The organism is Rhodanobacter sp. Root561 (assembly GCF_001427365.1).
Taxonomy (GTDB): domain Bacteria; phylum Pseudomonadota; class Gammaproteobacteria; order Xanthomonadales; family Rhodanobacteraceae; genus Rhodanobacter.
The window spans coordinates 731,915-748,434 of the sequence record NZ_LMGH01000001.1; the positions used below are offsets into that span (position 1 = coordinate 731,915).

At 65.5% G+C, this 16,520-nt stretch carries 19 protein-coding genes; 13 read left to right on the forward strand and 6 right to left on the reverse strand.

Annotated elements, in window-relative coordinates:
* The first annotated feature begins 54 nt into the window (after positions 1-54).
* A complete protein-coding gene (locus ASD55_RS03065; protein WP_157598765.1) occupies positions 55-684 on the forward strand; it encodes a DUF6624 domain-containing protein in 630 nt (209 codons plus the stop codon).
* Between the two features lie 80 nt (positions 685-764).
* On the opposite strand, the gene ASD55_RS03070 is transcribed toward ASD55_RS03065, so the two are convergent.
* Complete coding sequence (locus ASD55_RS03070; RefSeq protein WP_056763646.1) at positions 765-1,268, reverse strand: Spy/CpxP family protein refolding chaperone; 504 nt, start codon at positions 1,266-1,268, stop codon at positions 765-767.
* A gap of 131 nt (positions 1,269-1,399) precedes the next feature.
* Between ASD55_RS03070 and ASD55_RS03075 the strand changes: the two genes are divergently transcribed.
* From ASD55_RS03075 to ASD55_RS03085, 4 genes are all read left to right on the forward strand, one after another.
* Positions 1,400-2,101 carry a response regulator transcription factor gene (locus tag ASD55_RS03075; protein ID WP_056763648.1) on the forward strand — a complete coding sequence of 234 codons (702 nt, stop codon included), beginning with the start codon at positions 1,400-1,402 and terminating at the stop codon, positions 2,099-2,101.
* Positions 2,098-3,450: a HAMP domain-containing sensor histidine kinase gene (locus ASD55_RS03080; RefSeq protein ID WP_056763650.1), complete on the forward strand. Its 1,353-nt coding sequence runs from the start codon at positions 2,098-2,100 to the stop codon at positions 3,448-3,450. Before ASD55_RS03075 ends, ASD55_RS03080 begins: the two co-directional genes overlap by 4 nt.
* 606 nt (positions 3,451-4,056) lie before the next feature.
* A complete protein-coding gene (locus ASD55_RS18295) occupies positions 4,057-4,686 on the forward strand; it encodes a hypothetical protein (RefSeq protein WP_157598767.1) in 630 nt (209 codons plus the stop codon).
* 97 nt (positions 4,687-4,783) lie between these two features.
* A complete protein-coding gene (locus tag ASD55_RS03085) occupies positions 4,784-5,494 on the forward strand; it encodes a hypothetical protein (RefSeq protein WP_157598769.1) in 711 nt (236 codons plus the stop codon).
* Between the two features lie 232 nt (positions 5,495-5,726).
* Here the strand turns inward: ASD55_RS03085 and ASD55_RS03090 are convergent, their stop codons facing one another.
* Together ASD55_RS03090 and ASD55_RS03095 are read right to left on the reverse strand one after the other, a co-directional pair.
* Positions 5,727-6,614: a hypothetical protein gene (locus ASD55_RS03090; RefSeq protein WP_056763654.1), complete on the reverse strand. Its 888-nt coding sequence runs from the start codon at positions 6,612-6,614 to the stop codon at positions 5,727-5,729.
* A gap of 61 nt (positions 6,615-6,675) precedes the next feature.
* Positions 6,676-7,248: a LemA family protein gene (locus ASD55_RS03095; protein ID WP_056763656.1), complete on the reverse strand. Its 573-nt coding sequence runs from the start codon at positions 7,246-7,248 to the stop codon at positions 6,676-6,678.
* 233 nt (positions 7,249-7,481) lie between these two features.
* Between ASD55_RS03095 and dapB the strand changes: the two genes are divergently transcribed.
* Positions 7,482-8,282: a 4-hydroxy-tetrahydrodipicolinate reductase gene (gene dapB / locus ASD55_RS03100; protein ID WP_056763658.1), complete on the forward strand. Its 801-nt coding sequence runs from the start codon at positions 7,482-7,484 to the stop codon at positions 8,280-8,282.
* A gap of 49 nt (positions 8,283-8,331) precedes the next feature.
* On the opposite strand, the gene ASD55_RS03105 is transcribed toward dapB, so the two are convergent.
* Together ASD55_RS03105 and ASD55_RS03110 are read right to left on the reverse strand one after the other, a co-directional pair.
* Positions 8,332-8,808: a hypothetical protein gene (locus ASD55_RS03105; RefSeq protein WP_056763659.1), complete on the reverse strand. Its 477-nt coding sequence runs from the start codon at positions 8,806-8,808 to the stop codon at positions 8,332-8,334.
* Positions 8,805-9,380, reverse strand: a complete 576-nt coding sequence (locus tag ASD55_RS03110) for a sigma-70 family RNA polymerase sigma factor (RefSeq protein WP_056763661.1) — start codon at positions 9,378-9,380, stop codon at positions 8,805-8,807. The genes ASD55_RS03105 and ASD55_RS03110 overlap by 4 nt, the downstream gene beginning before the upstream one ends.
* A 122-nt stretch (positions 9,381-9,502) precedes the next feature.
* Between ASD55_RS03110 and ASD55_RS03115 the strand changes: the two genes are divergently transcribed.
* Together ASD55_RS03115 and ASD55_RS03120 are read left to right on the forward strand one after the other, a co-directional pair.
* Positions 9,503-9,829 carry a DUF6249 domain-containing protein gene (locus ASD55_RS03115; RefSeq protein WP_056763664.1) on the forward strand — a complete coding sequence of 109 codons (327 nt, stop codon included), beginning with the start codon at positions 9,503-9,505 and terminating at the stop codon, positions 9,827-9,829.
* Positions 9,830-9,888: 59 nt separating this feature from the next.
* On the forward strand, positions 9,889-10,515 hold the full coding sequence (locus ASD55_RS03120) for a trimeric intracellular cation channel family protein (RefSeq protein WP_056763666.1): 627 nt from the start codon (positions 9,889-9,891) through the stop codon (positions 10,513-10,515).
* Between the two features lie 52 nt (positions 10,516-10,567).
* On the opposite strand, the gene ASD55_RS03125 is transcribed toward ASD55_RS03120, so the two are convergent.
* Positions 10,568-11,560: an OmpA family protein gene (locus ASD55_RS03125; RefSeq protein WP_056763668.1), complete on the reverse strand. Its 993-nt coding sequence runs from the start codon at positions 11,558-11,560 to the stop codon at positions 10,568-10,570.
* Between the two features lie 365 nt (positions 11,561-11,925).
* Between ASD55_RS03125 and ASD55_RS03130 the strand changes: the two genes are divergently transcribed.
* From ASD55_RS03130 to ASD55_RS03150, 5 genes are all read left to right on the forward strand, one after another.
* On the forward strand, positions 11,926-12,210 hold the full coding sequence (locus ASD55_RS03130) for a hypothetical protein (protein WP_007807412.1): 285 nt from the start codon (positions 11,926-11,928) through the stop codon (positions 12,208-12,210).
* Positions 12,211-12,327: 117 nt separating this feature from the next.
* Positions 12,328-13,911, forward strand: a complete 1,584-nt coding sequence (locus ASD55_RS03135) for a pilus assembly protein TadG-related protein (RefSeq protein WP_056763669.1) — start codon at positions 12,328-12,330, stop codon at positions 13,909-13,911.
* A gap of 49 nt (positions 13,912-13,960) precedes the next feature.
* A complete protein-coding gene (locus ASD55_RS03140; protein WP_157598773.1) occupies positions 13,961-14,935 on the forward strand; it encodes a hypothetical protein in 975 nt (324 codons plus the stop codon).
* 21 nt (positions 14,936-14,956) lie between these two features.
* Complete coding sequence (locus tag ASD55_RS03145; protein ID WP_235577707.1) at positions 14,957-15,868, forward strand: TadE/TadG family type IV pilus assembly protein; 912 nt, start codon at positions 14,957-14,959, stop codon at positions 15,866-15,868.
* Complete coding sequence (locus ASD55_RS03150) at positions 15,858-16,514, forward strand: hypothetical protein (protein ID WP_056763675.1); 657 nt, start codon at positions 15,858-15,860, stop codon at positions 16,512-16,514. The genes ASD55_RS03145 and ASD55_RS03150 overlap by 11 nt, the downstream gene beginning before the upstream one ends.
* The last annotated feature ends 6 nt before the right edge of the window (positions 16,515-16,520 follow it).

Here is a 16,520-nt window from a genome sequence, read left to right on the forward strand (position 1 = left end):
GATGATGATGCAGACCTGTTGAAGGCTTGTCCGGGCCTGGCTGGCTGGGCGGCCATGCATCCGCACGTCGACGAAGCGAATGCGCGGGAGGATGCCGGTCGTCGCGTCACCGATCCGGCACTGCGTCGGGAGCTGGCAGCGCGGGGCGAGGCCGACCAGCGTGCGCGTGATACGGCGCTGGCGGCCGGCATGCGTGACCCGGTGGCGAACAAGGCGATGCTTGTGGTGGATGCGGACAACCTCGCATGGTTGAAAGCTGTCGTGGCAAGACAAGGTTTTCCGACACCGGAGGCCGTGGGTGCGCAAGGTGTCGCCAACGCCTGGTTGCTGGTGCAGCATGCCGACCGCGATCCGGCCTTCCAGGCGGCGGTGCTGAAAACGCTGGAGTCGCGCCTGGCGGGAAGCGGTGTGCGCAAGGCCGACGTGGCCATGCTCACGGACCGCGTATTGCTTGCGCAGGGAAAGCTCCAGCGTTACGGCTCGCAGTTCAAGCCGTCGCAGGACGGCAGTCCGGTATCCGAGCCCACCGAGGACATGGCGCATGTCGATCAACGCCGCGCCAGCATGGACCTGATGCCACTGGCCGACTATCGATGCATGCTGCACTTCTCCTACGCACCCGCGCAGGCGACGGACGCTCGTGCGCAGCAGGCGCGGGATGTCGGCACGGATCGGCAGCGCTGATTGGCACGGGGCGCGGTGGAAATAGATGCAGAAGAGCCCGGGCATGCCCGGGCTCTTTATCTTTTACGACCGCGGATCGCTTAATTGGCCGACGGCTGCGGATGCTCCGTCCGGAACTGCTTCCACTGGGCGCGGCGGGCCTGTGCCTGGGCCTTGAACGTGGCTGCCTGCGCCTGTTGCGCCGGGGTCAGCACCGCGTAGATCTGCGCCCGCAGGTTGGCCATCTGCTGCACCCGCTGCTGGGTGGCTTGGCCTTCGGCCTGGGCCAGCCGGGAAGCGGCGGCCTGGTAGCCGACCTGGTTCGGCGTCATCGATTCGAAGGCGCTGCGCTGTTGCCGCAGGGCGTCGCGCGAGGACTTGTTCTGCTCGCGGCTGCTGCGGATGATCTGCTTGACGCTGGCCTTCTGCGCGTCGCTGAGATTCAGCTTGCCCAGCATCATCATCTGGCCGTGGCCGCGATGATGGTGGCGCCCATGGCCGAAGTCGCCATGTCCTGCGCCGCCAGCGGGCGCGGCCAGTGCGACGGAGCTGCCGATGGCCAGTGCCGAGGCCAGGGCCAGGCCGAGGAGGGTGTTCTTGCGCATGACGTGTACCTCTGTGGTGGGGAGTTTGTACGCCATCATTTGACGACACCGCTGCGTATATGTTCTTTGCGGACAGGTAAAGATCGGTAAAGAACGTGGTGTCCGGCCCGGGCCACCGTATTGAATGAGCCATGCAGACTCCGAACCCCTCCCGCATCCTGATTGTCGACGACGACCGCGCGCTGTGCCGGCTGCTGGCCGAATACCTGCAGCGCGAGGGCTTCGTGGTGGACGTCGCGCACGACGGCGACGCCGCGCTGGCCCGCCTGCGCAATACCGCCGAGCGGCCCGACCTGTTGATCCTCGACGTGATGATGCCCGGCCGCGACGGCCTGGAAACCCTGCGCGAGCTGCGCATGCAGCACCGCCTGCCGGTGATCATGCTGTCCGCGCGGGGAGAGCCGGTGGACCGGGTGATCGGGCTGGAGCTGGGCGCCGACGATTACCTGGCCAAGCCCTGCCTGCCGCGCGAGCTGCTGGCGCGCGTGCGCGCGCAACTGCGCCGCAACGCGCCGCCGGTGTCCGGCACGGTGCAGGTCGGCAACCTGCAGCTGTTTCCGGGCGAGCGCCGGGCCCAGGTCGGCGAGCAGGACCTGGTGCTTACCGGCGCCGAATTCCTGTTGCTGCTGGGGCTGGCGCAGCGCGCCGGCGAACTGGTCGACAAGGCCAGCCTGACCCGCCAGGCGCTGGGCCGCGAGATCGAGCGCTTCGACCGCAGCATCGATGTCCACGTCAGCCGCCTGCGGCACAAACTGGCCGATGCATCGACGGATGCGCCGCGGATCGATTCGGTGCGCGGCTCCGGCTACGTGCTGGTGGCGGCCGCGCCATGAAGCCGCTGCGCACCTCGCTGTACTGGCGATTGCTGGTCTGGTTCTGCGTGGCCAACCTGCTGGTACTGGCGCTGGGCGGCCTGTTCGCCCGCCGCTTCATCGAGTTCACCACCAGCATCGAAATCAACTGGGCGGCGCTCGCGCAGGACGCCGACCAGGCTTACGAAAGCGGTGGTCGCGATGCACTCGCTGCGTGGGTGGCGCAGCAGCGTCAGCAGGGCGTGGAGGCCACCCTGTTCGAGCACGGCGAAATGCTCTACCCGATCCGCCTGGGCGCATCGGTGCGTTCACAGCTGCCCGCGTTATTGTCGTCCGATCGCAGCGTGGTGATGCAGCCGCGGCCTAGTTTCTACGTCGCCGTCCAGCAGGTCGTCGGCGACGACGGCCACGCCCGCCAGCTGCTGGCGATGAGCCGCTCGCACGTGCGCCTGCGGCCGCAGACCCGCGAGAAGATCTATCTGGCCATGCAGCTGGCGCTGTCGCTGCTGTTCATCGGCCTGGTCGGCTGGTGGGTGGCGCGCAGCGTGGCGCGTCCGGTCGAGGCCTTGCGCCGGGCGACCCGACGCATGGCCGAAGGCGAACTGTCGGCGCGGGTCGGCCGCCAGGGTGGGCTGGCACACGACGAACTGGCCCAGTTGGCCGGCGACTTCGACGTGATGGCCGGACGGATCGAGGCGCTGGTCGCGCAAGACCGCGGCGTGCTGCAGGATCTGTCGCACGAACTGCGCTCGCCGCTGGCGCGATTGCAGCTGATCCTCGACCTGGCCCGCCGCGGCGGCGACAGCGAGGAGGGCGCCGCCTACTTCGCCCAGGCCGAACAGGAGATCGCCCGGCTCGACCGGATGCTGGGCGAGATGCTGGCGTTGTCGCGGATGGAAGGCGGCCTGCCCGGCATGGAACGCGAGCCGCTGGAGCTCGCCGAGGTGGTGCATGAGGGCGTGGAGCAGTCGCGCCTGGAAGCGGATGCGCAGCAGGTCGAACTGCAGCTGTCCCACGTCGACTCCGCGCAAGTTTCCGGCAACGCCATGCTGCTGGAGCGGGCGCTGGCCAACCTGCTCGCCAACGCGATCAAGTTCAGCCCGGCAGGTGGCCGGGTCGAGGTGACCCTGCGTGTTGACTCGTCGTTTGCCGAGATCAGCGTGCGCGATCACGGGCCGGGTGTGCCGGCGGACGAACTGGCGCTGCTGTTTCGGCCGTTCTTCCGTGGCAGCAATGCGGCGCGGGCGGAGGGGCATGGCCTTGGATTGGCCATCGTGCAGCGGGTGGTGCAGGTGCATGGGGGCACGATCGAGGTGGGCAACGCCGAGGGTGGTGGGTTGGAGGTGAGGTTGCGGTTGCCGCTTGCGTGATGGGGTTTGTCTTGGTCGGCTGAAAGGCATCGGCATCCATGCCGATGCCCGCTACGCGGCCTGTCGCCCCCGCCCCGCCGTTGCAGAGGGGCCCCGGGTAGAGCAGCGTGCCATCGTGGCCCGCACTTGGTACGCAACCGCTGCGCGGTTGCGAAAGCCGAAGGGCGAAAACCGAAGCGAAGAGCGAAGAGAAGAGCGAAGAGAAGAGCGAAGAGAAGAGCGAAGAGAAGAGCGAAGAGAAGAGCGAAGAGAAGAGCGAAGAGCCGAGGCAAAAGGCCCACTGTCGGTGGGAATAGCGACGGACGTGAGCGTGCAACAGCACAAGTCGATCGTCCGATGCTTGCAGCGCAGCTCCCGGCCTTTCTCCCTCCCCTGCTTGCAGGGGAGGGCTGGGGTGGGGTTCGCTCCTGATCTTTCTCTTTGACTCCTCGCCCCTTGCCGACGCTTCATATGCAAGGTCACCCCCGGCCGTCTGAGCCGCTCAAGTCACCCTGCAAGCCCCTGTCAAACCGAACGAATGCTCGCTTGACGGGGTCACTCCGAAAGCTGAACATCGAATGCATATGCCCGATATGGGGTCTGCCAAGCGTTACACCGCGGATACACATGATCGACTCCTCTCACAATTACATCGAATGGATCAGGGTTGGCATCAGCGCATTGACCTTCGTATCCATCATTATCGCGCTCCTTGCGTATATGGCTAACCGAAAAAAAATCGACGAGGACAGAGAGCGTGAACGTGATAAGGAGTATGCGTCCCAGTTCCAGAAATCATTGGAGTGGTCGTATAACGCACTAACCGACAGCGGCCAGCACATTCCGCCTGCGGCCGACCGTCTAAATTGGCTGACTGCGGCAAGGCATATCCTTCGCGCCAAAAAAATCCAAGCTCAGATTGCGTATCCAACCTACAGAACGATATCGGACGAAATAGAGGAGCACTGGCGCCATAAGTTCTATTTGGCGCTATCTGACGGTTCACTCAGAGATTGGCACTATTTTATCAACAGAGACAATCCGGCTTGGCCAGAGAACATTGAAATATCATCAGCTCTTGTTGTCGTTGACTTTTCAAACTGGAAAGATGGAACGCCTGACCCAACAGATGCGGTAGATCGCGAGCACTTGATAGCCCATGGAGCCGGTATTAAGGGCGGCAACATTGGCCGTGGACTCAGAAACTATATCCAGTATCTCGATAGTCTGCGGGCATCTAGAGATGCAGGTTCCTAGGTCGCGGCCTATCAATTCGTTCGAGGCGAACGGCTAGCCGCCGCTCAATTCCAGCGTTAGATATCATTCGGATTTGTGGTACGTAAGGAGCGAGCTCGTGGCGACTGTTGAGAACTTGGCCGACGTGGAAGACAACTCTGATGGGTGGAAGACCTACTACATCAGAATCGTCGTTCTAGGGCGAGTCTTCTACAAGATTGGAAGATGTAAAGGTTCTATAAAGAACCGATTCCACCAAGAACCCAGAGACACGTTGATACAGATCATCCGGATCTGGCCGCACAAGAGCGAAGCCCTTTCTTGTAAGCATGAGGCGAAGTTGGAGAAGGATGGCAACGGCCTCAGGCCCTACATCGGCAGATGTGGCCCGCTCGTCCACGGTGGCAATACCGAGGTTTATCCCTACGATCTCATGGGTGGTGAATCACCGCCTATAAACTACATCGCCATAATGTACTCCAAGAGATATGGCGGATTACACACAAGAGCTCTGGCCGATTCCGAGTGTATTGACTGCTATCGGTATTTAGAAGGAGAAGTTAGATATATGGACTACGCGTTCGGGCCAAAGGACGTGGGGGAAGGAAGCTATCTACAGGTCCCGCTCGTCAGTAACGAAAAAATCGTCACGGTCGCAACAGAAGAGCAGCTTGAGCAGTACGCATCTTCGTCTGGGCGATCAAAAGAGAGACGGTGGGCAGAGGACGCTCTTGATCGATACATCATCGTCTCCAGTTGGTCTGACTACCACGACTTCTCGCTCAAGGGGCCGGAAAGTAAAGTTCCTCGGTACGCAGAGTGGGTGTGAGATCCAATTGATAGTTTCCAGGTTTTAGTGGATACCCTGAACCTCCTTTTCAGGAGTCCACGACATGTTAAAAAAAAGAGCCAGGCCCACCAATCACCTGTCGCCATACCGATCAAACGCACGCCTCGGGTCAGAGCGTACTTATCTGAACCGCTCGTTTCGGCCGGAAGGAATCATTCAAGAATGCGCCCATCCCGAGGGTTCGATTCTGCAAACGTCAACGCGAATCGACTCAATGCAGTTGCAGGCTCAGCATCTTTCCGGCGAGCCACAGCGCGGCCAGGGAGAAGCCGATGAACAGTGCCAGCTTGCCGTAGCCGGACAGTTTCAGTTGCCTCACCAGTTCCTCTGTCGGCTGGGACGAGAGAATGAACGGCCGGTGGCCGGGCGGGCACGAGATGATTCCGGTTTCCGGGGTGACCGTCGGCTGGACGGCGTTCGCCGCTGCCTGGATCTGTGCCGCGTCGCGCGCACGGTTCCACTCGTTCATGTCGATGACGCCGTCGCCGTTCGCATCGAACCGTGTCAGCAGTGACGCCTGGTTGTTCTTCCATTCGGCGAGGATCGCCGCGGTGTCGACTTCCACGGCCGAAGGCAGGCTTTGTGCCGAACGGTTGGTGTGCAGGCCGGCGACGTAAAGCGGTTCACCTTCGGTCATGCGCGTTTCGGTGTGGCGGTACTGGCCGCCAGGCATGTCCATCTCGGGTGGACAGTCGATCCGGTAATCCGTGCCTTGCCAGCGATCGCGCTTGACGGCGTGCACTTTTGCGCCGGCCGGGTCGATCATCATCTGGCCGGTACCGTCGTCGAGCAACAAGGGCGTGCGGCTGGTTCTTCTCGCGATGACGACCCACTGCCAGTTGTCGCGCTTCTCGACGGTATGACACCACCAGGTGCACGAACGCCCGGTCATGGGGGCGATCAGCGGATGGCCCGGCACCGCCATTTGCCGACCGGCAAGCGCGACATAGCCCTGGGCGACGGAGCGACATCGTGATATCGCGAGGCCTTCGATCAGTCGACGTGCCGACAGCGAGCGGTACCAGCCGATGAAGCCGTAGCCAGCGGGGGCGACGAATACGGCAAGGCCAGTGAGGAGCAGCGGAATTTTCGTCACCATCGACGGAAGGTCTCTTGTCTGCGCATCGAAGAAGCAACCGGGTCGGGTCGATGCAAGCCGGTCAGCCGAGCAGCACTCGCAGCTCGGGCATCGTGCGTTTGGCTTCGCGGAAATGCAGCAGTTTTCCCGGTTTGAACTTGAACAGGGACGCGATGAAGCGATCCGGGAATTGATCGATGCGCACGTTGAGGCTGTTGACGCAGTCGTTGTAGAACTCGCGGCGGTCGGCGATGGCGTCTTCGAGCCGGCTGATGCGCGCCTGGAGATTCCGGAACGTCCGGTTGGCTTTCAGGTCGGGGTACTTCTCGGCCACCGCGAAGAGGTCACCCAGACCGTTGCGCAGCTGCTGCTCGGCGGGCCCGAGCTCATCGATGCTGGCGTGTTCGCGTGCATCGGAGACGGCGGCGCGCGCCTGCGTCACCTTCAGCAGGGTCTGTTGTTCGTAGAGCATGTACTGCTTGCACGTTTCCACCAGGTTCGGCAGCTCGTCATGCCGCTGCATCAGCAGCACGTCGATGTTCGCCCAGGCCTTGGCGACATTGTTCTTGAGCTGCACCAGGTTGTTGTAGATCACGACCACGTAGACCGCGACCACGATGAAAGCCAGCAGAAACAGGTGTCCCTTGATGCTCATCGGATATCCGTGAATTTTCCCCGCGACGATCATACCCGACGCGAAAAGCCCGGCCGGACTCGCCGGAAGGGCACCAGGCTGATGTGTGCAACACCGGCATGCCCAGGGAATTGAAGCATTCACGCGTAGCTTGCGCGATGTACTGCGTGCTGGGGCCAGGCTCTCTCTTGCTCTGAAATCGACATGAGGTCGCCAGCGACTATGCTTATCCATCCCCAAGCAGCGAGGTTCCCATGTCGATCAAGGTCTGTGTCGCCGGTGCCACCGGTTGGGCGGGTTCGGAATTGTCGCGTGGCATTGCCGCGACGGATGACCTCGACATGGTTGCCGCGGTGGCACGGCGACATGCCGGTGAAACGCTCGGCGCGGTGCTTGGCGAGGCAGGCCTGCAGGCACCGATCTTCGCCAGCGTGGACGCGGCGCTGGCGCAGCCGTGCGACGTGTTCGTCGAGTACACGCGGCCGTCCAGCGCGAAGGCGAACATTCTCGCGGCGCTGGAGCATGGCGCGCACGTGGTGGTCGGCACCTCGGGGCTGACGGACGAGGACTATGCGCAGATCGATGCGCTGGCACGGCAGCGGCAGCGTGGCGTATTGGCCTGCGGCAATTTCGCCTTGACCGCGGTGCTGCTGATCAAGTTTGCCGAGATGGCGGCGAAGCTGATCCCGCAGTGGGAGCTGATCGACTACGCCAGCGCGACCAAGCCCGACGCGCCCAGCGGCACGGTGCGCGAGCTGGCCGGGCGGCTGGGCAAGGTGCGCCAGCCGCTGCTGGCGGTGCCGCTGGAGCAGACCGCGGGTGTTCGCGAGACGCGTGGCGGCACGCTGGCGGGCAGCCAGGTGCATGCGGTGCGGCTGCCGGGCTTCGTGCTGGGGGCGGAGGCGATCTTCGGCATGCCGGACCAGACCTTGACGATCCGCCACAACGCGGGAAGCAGCGCGAAGCCGTATGTCGATGGCGCGCTATTGGCGATACGCAAGGTGTCCGGCCTGGTCGGCCTGCATCGCGGGCTGGATGCAGTGATCGAGTGGTGAGGCGGGTGCGGACTGGCGCCGCACCCGAAGCGGGAGTGCGCTCCTGCGCTCAGTGGCTGCGCTGCTGCCAGAAGCCCAGCAGCCACGAGCCGCCGATGCAGCCGGCCAGGGCCAGCAGCCAGCGGGTGGCCGGCGGCTTCGGCAGCAGCTCGGCGAAGGAGGGCAGCCACGCCTGGCCGTAGATCGCGACCACCGCGACCGCGGCGATGACCAGGGTGGAGGCCAGTACCAGCACCAGCCTGAATTCGAACGAGCTTCCCGCCGGGCTGGCTGACGACGGCGCGGCCACCGACGCTGCGGCGCCGACCCGCCTGGCCAGCTGCCGGGCGAAGTCCGCCGGCAGCGATTCGGCCGGCGGCTGGCGCAGGCTGCGCGCGATCAGCCGGTAGCGCCGGCTGCGTGCATCGTCGCCGGCGGGATCGAGCTGCAGCCGTTCGCGCCGCATGGCGCTTTCCTGCGCCTGCCATTCGCGCTCGAGCGCAGCATCGTCGAACGTGGGGATGTGGTCTTCGTCGTGGGGAATCATGCGGCAACTCCTGTCCGTGTTTCGAGCGCGTCGCGCAGGCGCAGGCGCGAGCGGAACAGATGGCTCTTGATCGTGCCCGCGGCCATGCCGGTGATGCGGGCGATCTCGGGTATGGACGTCTCTTCGAGGTAATACAGGGTCAGCAAGGTGCGTTGCAAGGGCGGCAGCGCCTCGATCGCCTCATGCAGGTGGCGGGCGGTTTCCTCGTCGGCGCAGGCGGCCTCCAGGTCGAAACCGTCGCCGATGCTGTCCACCAGCGACTCGCCGTCGTCACCGCCCGGCTCGACCAGGGCGATGCGCTTGTGCTGCAGGTGGCGCAGCGCGATGGTGAAGGCGATGCGACCGATCCACGATTTCAGCGCGCTCTCGTGGCGGTATTGATGCAGGCACTGGTGCACGCGCAGGAAGGTGTCCTGGCACAGCTCGCGGGTGTCCTCTGGATGCCGCACCATGCGCTGGATGATGTGCCAGCACAGTCCCTGGTACTCGCGCACGAGGCGTTCGAACGCGCCCGGCCGGTTGGCCAGCACGGCGTCGACCAGGGCCCGATCGGCTTGGCGGATGTCATCCATGGAGTCATGGATACGCGCATCGCCGGATCGGTTGCAAGCGGGCGGCTGCAACCGATCCGGCGCGGCCCGTATCTGTGGGTTCAACGGGCCCATCTTCGTGGCCTTTGCCCAGGGAGTTTTCCATGAATTTCGAGATCCTGATTCCGATCGTGCTGTTCATCTGCATCGCCTACACCATCAAGGTCGTGGTCGATGCCCGGGCCCGCGGCCGCATGATCGGCGCCGGCGGTTCGGAGGAGCTGGTCAAGTCGATCCTGCTCGACGAGGAACAGCGCCGCCGCCATTCGTCGCTGCGCTGGGGCATCGTGCTGATTTTCGTCGGGCTCGCCTTCGGCCTGATCCAGTGGTTCGGCTGGCAGGAAGTCACCCCCGGCATGGTCGCCGTGCTCGCTGGCGCCACCGGCCTGGGCAACCTGGTTTCCTTCGCGGTCTCGCGCAAGCTCGCCTGAAGCTGGTTCAATGGCGGGCATGCGCCGCCCCGTCGGCATGCCCGCAGTGAGTCGGCAACGTGAACGAGCAACTGTTGTTCAACCTGGTCGACCTGGCCGGCACGTTCGCCTTCGCGATCAGCGGCGCCACCGCCGCGCGGCGCTGCAACCTCGATCTGTTCGGTATCCTGGCGATCGCCTACATCACCGCCTGCGGCGGCGGCATCGCCCGCGACCTGTGCATCGGCGCGGTGCCGCCGGCGGGCCTGTCGGACTGGCGCTACCTGCTGACCGCGGTGATCGCCGCCCTGCTCACCATCGTGGCGTATCCGTGGGTGGAGCGACTGACCTATCCGGTGCGGCTGTTCGATGCGATGGGGCTGGGCCTGTTCGCGGTGTACGGCGCGCACAAGGCGCTGCTGTTCGGCCACAACGCCGAGGTGGCGATCCTGCTTGGCATGATCACCGCCGTGGGCGGCGGCATGGCGCGCGACGTGCTGCTGGCGCGGGTCTCGATCGTGCTGCAGCAGGAGATCTACGCGCTGGCCGCGCTGGCCGGCGCCGCGCTGGCGGTGCTCGGCGAATATCTGCACTGGCCCGCAGTATGGGCCACCTGGCTGCCGATCCTGTTCTGCTTCGGCCTGCGCTTTGCATCACTGCACTGGCACTGGAACCTGCCGCGCTTCGGGCGCCCGCGGGACGAGTGAGCGCGGCGCGGGCCGCCTGTCGTCGGCGACCCGCTCAGCCGATGTCTGCACGTTACTGCTCGACCAGTTCGACGCGCCGGTTGCGTGCCTTGCCGTCGTCGTCGCGATTGCTGGCCACCGGCGCGTAGGAGGCCAGCCCCTTCGCCGCCAACCGGCCCGGCGCGATGCCGTAATCCGCGATGAGCGCCTTGGTCACCGCCTCGGCGCGCTGTTGCGACAGGGCGAGGTTGTGCGCCAGTGCGCCGCTGTTGTCGGTGTGGCCGACGATGCAGACCTTCAGCGACGGCTGCGTCTTCAGCAGCTTCGCCATCTCCGCCAGCGTGCCGCCGGATGACTTGTCCAGCACCGCGCTGTCGCTGGCGAAGTGGATGCCGTACAGCGCGATGTGTCCGCTTTGCGCCAGGCCCTGGCTCATCGCCTTCGCGTCGACCGTCACCTGGCCGGTGGCCATGGCTTTGGCCTCGACGATCTGCAGCAGGACGCCCACGGGTTGCTGCTCGTTCTGGCTGACCAGCAGCGAAAGATCGACGTTGCCGCCGGCTCGCTGCAGTCGGGCGGTCAGCGATTGCACGTTGCCGTCGGCGGATTCCAGGGTGGAGACCATCAGGTTGCGGTCGCCGTGCATCTGGTCGAGCAGGGGCTCGATCAGCGCGCTGCCGAAATCGAAACCGCCGCAGCCCTCGTCACCACTGCAATGAAAGCGCAACTGGAAACCGGCGGCCTTCAGCGCCTGGGCGAAATTGCGGTAGACCTCCAGCGCACTCTTGCCGGCCGGCACCGCATAGGCGATGCGGGTGAGCTTGCCTTCCGCCTTTTCGCTGCGGGCGAAGCGGCTCGGCTGGTCGGTGTCGTAGCGGCCCAGTGGCAGGGTCGCGCTGCCGTAATCCTTCTGCGCGTAGCCCACGATGAACGAGTCGGCGAAGCGCGACACCACCGGATGGTCGTGGCTGCCGGACACGTCGTGGTCTGGCAGCTCGGTGGCAACGGCCGATGCCGCGGACAGGGCGAGCACGAGGGCGAGCGAACGAGACAGGAGTTTGCGCATGTATCGATGGTCTCCAGCGACATCCGAAGAGCGCGCACCATAGCAAATCATGCGCAAGCGCCATCGCGATCGTGCGTCGCATCGTCTTGCCCATTCAGCTCCACTGTTTGAAACGGCGTGGATTTTCGGCGTTTCTGTGATACGTCTCACAAAAGTGGCCATGCAAACCGGAGCCTTCACAAACTTGCAGCACGCCTTCGGTAAGTTCCTTCGACAGGAGTGACCGCTTGCGAAAGCATTGACGTTGTCGCTTCTGAACGATGCGTGGTCGAAACGACTGACCAGGGGGCGCATCACCTTCCATCGAAGTCTGTCTGGGCCGGCCGTGTCGGCGGTCCCACCATCACTAGAGAAAGGGGTAGCCCATGAAAGCTCGTTTCATTCGCAACACAGGGATCCGTGTCCGCCAGCGTGGCCAGGGCATGACCGAGTACATCATCATCACCGCCCTCATCGCGATCGCCGCCATTGCGGCCGTGACGTATTTCGGCGGCACTGCGCGCGCCCAGATCGGCGGCATGGCCAAGGAGCTCTCCGGCCAGAGCGCAACGCAGGACATCAACCGGGCGAAGAACCAGGGCAACAAGGCCCATTCCGAGGGCACCAAGGACAAGACCCTCAACAGCTACAACAACGCCACCGCCAAGTAAGCACCGCCAAGAACTGACGAACCGGATGCGGCCTTGCCGCGTTCGCGGGGGCGTCCGTGCGCGCCGGCAGCGATGCCGGCCTGCACGGGTGTCCGGTTCCCGACATGGGGGTGTGCAATGGCCTGGTCGAGCGACGATGGAACAAGTGGCGACGGCGCCAAGCGGCGGCCGTCGCGTGCCGGTGCGCGTGACCGCCAGCGTGGCCAGGCGCTGGTGCTGGCGGTCGTGGCGCTGCTGGTGCTGTGCATCGGCGTGATCGTGGTGTTCAACACCGGGCAGGCGGTGTCGAAGAAGGTGGAGCTGGTCAACGCCGCCGATGCCGCGGCCTACAGCGCCGCCGTGCAGCAGGCGCGCGCGTACAACCTGATCGCCTACATGAACCGTGCCGAGGTCGCCAACGAGGTGGCCGTGGCGCAGATGACCAGCTGGTATTCGTGGACGAATTTCACCCTGCGCGGCACCGACAATTTCAAGGATGCGGTGCAGGCGATCGCGATCATCTTCGACGTCAGCATCGTCGGCGCCGAGGTGGGCGCGGCGCTGCAGGAAGTGGTCACCGCGCTGAATGAAGTGAAGACGGTGGTGAAGACCATCCGCGACGGCATGCAGGTGGCGTTCTCGGCGGGCGTGACCGCCATCGCGGCGATCAACAAGGCGTACTCCGTCGCCTCGCGCGGCATCGCCACGGTGGAATCGCAGGAGGCGCTGAAGCTGGTGCCCGAGGTGGTCAAACGCAATACCGACGGCAAGGCGAAGATCGGCGCCCGTGGCTATGCGCTGCTGGAACAGGGCGCGCTCGACGCGCGCTCCTACGTCACCCACTACACGATCCCCACCTCCGGCCGGCGCGATGCCGGGGCCGACCGCTTCGCCAACGTGGTGATGGAGGCGCGCGACGGTTTCTCGCGCGAGCGCAAGGGCGGCATCGGGCCGATCCACAAGCGTGGCGGCACCGACCTGATCGGCTACACCCAGTGGGTGGGCGTGGACACGCTCAACGTCAAGGTCGGCTGGCTGGGCGTGAACGAGCCGCTGGCCTGGGGTGGCGGCGCGGCGGTGAACAGCATGTCGCGCTCGTTCCGCTCGGTGGCCAGCCCGGGCTTCAACAACGGCCGCGGCTGGGATTCGCCGTACGAGATCGATCGCGGCCACTACAAGCGCTACGCCGAGGGCATCGACAACGGCAAGGCGGGCAAGAAGGTGCTTTCCTCGCCGGCCATCGGCGGCAGCAGCAAGGCCTGGCTCAGGAACTACACGCCCGCCAGCAGCCCCGGCCTGCAGCCTTACGACGACATCGCCGACAACAAGGCCACCGTGCCCTACGACAACGATCGCAGCGCGAAGCAGAACGGCGTGGAGGCGATGGACGTGGGTCCGGTGTTCACCGTGCTGGTCGAGCAGCCGATGAAGACGGTGCGCACCAGCGACAACGTGCCGGGCATCGGCGGGCCGCCGGATTTCGAGGCGCCCGACCAGACCGTCGCCAACGACATGACCGCCCTGTCCTCGGCCCAGGTGTACTTCAGCCGTCCGCGCGGGTTCGGCCTGTTCGACAACGTGATCAGTCCGTCGAGCCGCGAGATGGGCAGCCTGTTCAGTCCCTACTGGCAGGCGCGGCTGATCGACACGCCATGCAACACCCGTCAGGAGGTCGCCATCGCCTATGGCGCCGTGGCTCCGTGCGTGCCGGGCAAATCCTGATGGCCAGCGGCACACCTTCCCCCCTCACACCCAGTGGAAACAGCAAACCATGATCGAAGCAAGAACAACACGGAGCGGCATCGCGCAGGGATCGTGCAGCAGCAACACCCCGGGTCACCGACGCCCTCTGCGGCAACTGTCGGTGGCGTTGTGCACCGTCCTGCTGGCGACCGTGCCGCTGGTCGGCTGCTCGGCCGGCGACGGTGGCGACAGTGGCGGTGATGCGCAGGACGGCGCGGTCAACCTGGCGCAGAAGACGCCGCCGATCCACCTCAACCAGACCAGCGTGCTGCTGCACGATGGCGTGCCCGCGGCGGAACACACCTATCGCGAGGCGCTCGCCCGCTGCAGCGCCGGGGCGGTGCCGGTGAAGCCGCTGGCCGACGACGTGGTGGCCAAGCTGGGCCACACCTATCTGGAAACCTGGTACGACGGCGAGCGGATGGCGGTCAAGGCGGATCGCTGGGACTTCAGGAGCGCCGGGGCGTCTGCCGCGGGCTGCGTGTTCGAACCGGTGCACGACGCGCGGCTGACCATCGTCGAGCCAGGCTCGACCACGGTCGCGGACCTGGTCAAGGGCACCGCCACCCGCGAGCATTCGGACGGCGTGGTGCGCGAAGCCGTTGCCGGTGACGACGAGGACGGCGCGGCACAGGATGACGTGGCGCAGGACGACGCGAAGCTGCGGGCCCAGGTCATGGGCGAGCTGCAGAAGCAGGGCCAAGGCGACTTGGTCGGCCAGTCCGGCGGCGAAGCGAAGGTGGCCGGCCAGCCGTGCGTGCGCCTGAGCAGCTCCCAGGGTGAAACCTGCGTGTGGAGTGGCGGCAGGAAGTGGGGCTTCGTCACCGATACCGCGGCCGACGCCGACCGCATGGACGCCCCGGTCGACAACATCACCTTGTCGAACAAGCCGGCCGACGGCAATGGCTACCAGCTGACCACCGACAGCATGAGCGTCGGCACGCCGATCGACGACAAGGTGTTCGTGCTGCCCGGCAAGCTTGCCGTGACCCAGGCCCGCTAGCGCCAAGCCATGGAGACGACGATGCGCCTTGTTCGAACGCAGCCATTGCGCACGGCCACGATGTCGTCGTCGATCGGCGGCCGGCACCAGCGCGGGCAGAGCCTGGTGGAGATGGCGGTGGCCTGCATCGTGCTGGTGCCGCTGGCGGCGGGCGTGATGCTGCTGGGCCAGTACATCCACATCAAGCAGCAGACCCAGGCCGCCGCCCGCCAGGCGGCCTGGGCCGCCACCGTCGATCCGGCCCTGGCCGATGCCGGCCTGCCGCGCAAGGCCACCGTGCAGACCGCACTGCGCGCGCGCCAGTTCGCCGATGCCAAGGCGCCGATCAAGTCCTCCGCGCGCACGCCGGCGGCGTTCGGCGATCCCATGTTGACCAGCTTCGCCAACCAGGCGCTGCTGAAGACTTCCGACGTGTCGTTGAGCGTCTACCAGCAGGAAACCGCGCCGAGCTTCCTCGATGGCGCACTGGGCACCGTGGCCAAGGCGACCAGGACGCTGGGCAACCTGCCGCCCAACCCGAAGGGTTTCGTCACCGCCGAAGTGCATGCGCGACCGCAGAAGCTGAAGGGCGCCGACGGCCGGGCGCTGGCCTTCCTCGATCCGCTCGATACCGCGCAGCTGGATTTTTCGGCGCGGACCGTGCTGCTGGCCGACACCTGGGCGGCCACCGGCGGCGGCGAACGCAGGAATGGCGAAGCCGCGTCGGGTGCCATGTACAACCGCACGGTGCGCGAGGTGATCCGGCCGCTGGTGCCGACCAGTGCGCTGGGCGACAAGGTCGATGACGTGCTCAGCGACGTGATCAACGTGCTGGGCAAGATCCCCATCGTCAACGACCTGTTCACCCCCGGCTTCGACAAGTTCCAGCTGGGCCGGATGGCGCCCGACGCCGTGCCCGCCGACAAGCTGACGAGGTACCGCGATGTGCACTAGGCGCGGCCTGCTGCTGGCCGTCGCCCTGTTGCCGGGCGCCGCCGCCGCGGCGTGGCCGCAGCCCGACCTGCCGGCCGGCACGGATGCGGCCGACGTTTCCCGGCACATCGTCTTCAACGGGCTGGACATGCATGCCCGGGTGTTCACCTCGTCGCAGAGCCAGGCCGAGGTGGTGGCCTTCTATCGCAAGCTGTGGAACGGCCGGGTGGTGGTGAACCCGATGGGCGCGGCGCAGGTGGTCGGCCACATGGAGGGCGACTACTACGTCACCGTGCAGGTCAGCGCATCGGGCAGCGGCAGCAAGGGCAACATTGGCATCGTCGACGTGGCCACCGCGCCGAAACACTTCGAGCGCGGCAAGGGCCTGCCGCGGCCGATGGGCTCGACCGTGTTCAACGACATCGCCTATCCGGACGACCCCACGCCCGCCCGCACCGTGGCGATGCGCAACCGCCTTTCGCCGCGGCAGAACGAGGCGTTCTTCCGCGAACGACTGGGTGCCGATGGCTGGAAACCGGTCGACGCCAACCGCTGCGCCGACGACGGCTGCGTCCTGCGCTACGAGCGCGGCGACAGCAAGATGACCCTGGTGATGAGCCCGCTCGACGGCCAGTCGCAAGTGACGATCAACCTGGTGAATCCGTGAACGGGA

Bases quoted from the DNA above. Each gene is read 5' to 3' on its own strand.
- ASD55_RS03065 (WP_157598765.1), top strand. From the start codon at position 55: ATGCATCCGCACGTCGACGAAGCGAATGCGCGGGAGGATGCCGGTCGT.
- ASD55_RS03070 (WP_056763646.1), bottom strand. From the start codon at position 1,268: ATGCGCAAGAACACCCTCCTCGGCCTGGCCCTGGCCTCGGCACTGGCC.
- ASD55_RS03075 (WP_056763648.1), top strand. From the start codon at position 1,400: ATGCAGACTCCGAACCCCTCCCGCATCCTGATTGTCGACGACGACCGC.
- ASD55_RS03080 (WP_056763650.1), top strand. From the start codon at position 2,098: ATGAAGCCGCTGCGCACCTCGCTGTACTGGCGATTGCTGGTCTGGTTC.
- ASD55_RS18295 (WP_157598767.1), top strand. From the start codon at position 4,057: ATGATCGACTCCTCTCACAATTACATCGAATGGATCAGGGTTGGCATC.
- ASD55_RS03090 (WP_056763654.1), bottom strand. From the start codon at position 6,614: ATGGTGACGAAAATTCCGCTGCTCCTCACTGGCCTTGCCGTATTCGTC.
- ASD55_RS03095 (WP_056763656.1), bottom strand. From the start codon at position 7,248: ATGAGCATCAAGGGACACCTGTTTCTGCTGGCTTTCATCGTGGTCGCG.
- dapB (WP_056763658.1), top strand. From the start codon at position 7,482: ATGTCGATCAAGGTCTGTGTCGCCGGTGCCACCGGTTGGGCGGGTTCG.
- ASD55_RS03105 (WP_056763659.1), bottom strand. From the start codon at position 8,808: ATGATTCCCCACGACGAAGACCACATCCCCACGTTCGACGATGCTGCG.
- ASD55_RS03110 (WP_056763661.1), bottom strand. From the start codon at position 9,380: ATGGATGACATCCGCCAAGCCGATCGGGCCCTGGTCGACGCCGTGCTG.
- ASD55_RS03115 (WP_056763664.1), top strand. From the start codon at position 9,503: ATGAATTTCGAGATCCTGATTCCGATCGTGCTGTTCATCTGCATCGCC.
- ASD55_RS03125 (WP_056763668.1), bottom strand. From the start codon at position 11,560: ATGCGCAAACTCCTGTCTCGTTCGCTCGCCCTCGTGCTCGCCCTGTCC.
- ASD55_RS03130 (WP_007807412.1), top strand. From the start codon at position 11,926: ATGAAAGCTCGTTTCATTCGCAACACAGGGATCCGTGTCCGCCAGCGT.
- ASD55_RS03135 (WP_056763669.1), top strand. From the start codon at position 12,328: ATGGCCTGGTCGAGCGACGATGGAACAAGTGGCGACGGCGCCAAGCGG.
- ASD55_RS03140 (WP_157598773.1), top strand. From the start codon at position 13,961: ATGATCGAAGCAAGAACAACACGGAGCGGCATCGCGCAGGGATCGTGC.
- ASD55_RS03145 (WP_235577707.1), top strand. From the start codon at position 14,957: ATGCGCCTTGTTCGAACGCAGCCATTGCGCACGGCCACGATGTCGTCG.
- ASD55_RS03150 (WP_056763675.1), top strand. From the start codon at position 15,858: ATGTGCACTAGGCGCGGCCTGCTGCTGGCCGTCGCCCTGTTGCCGGGC.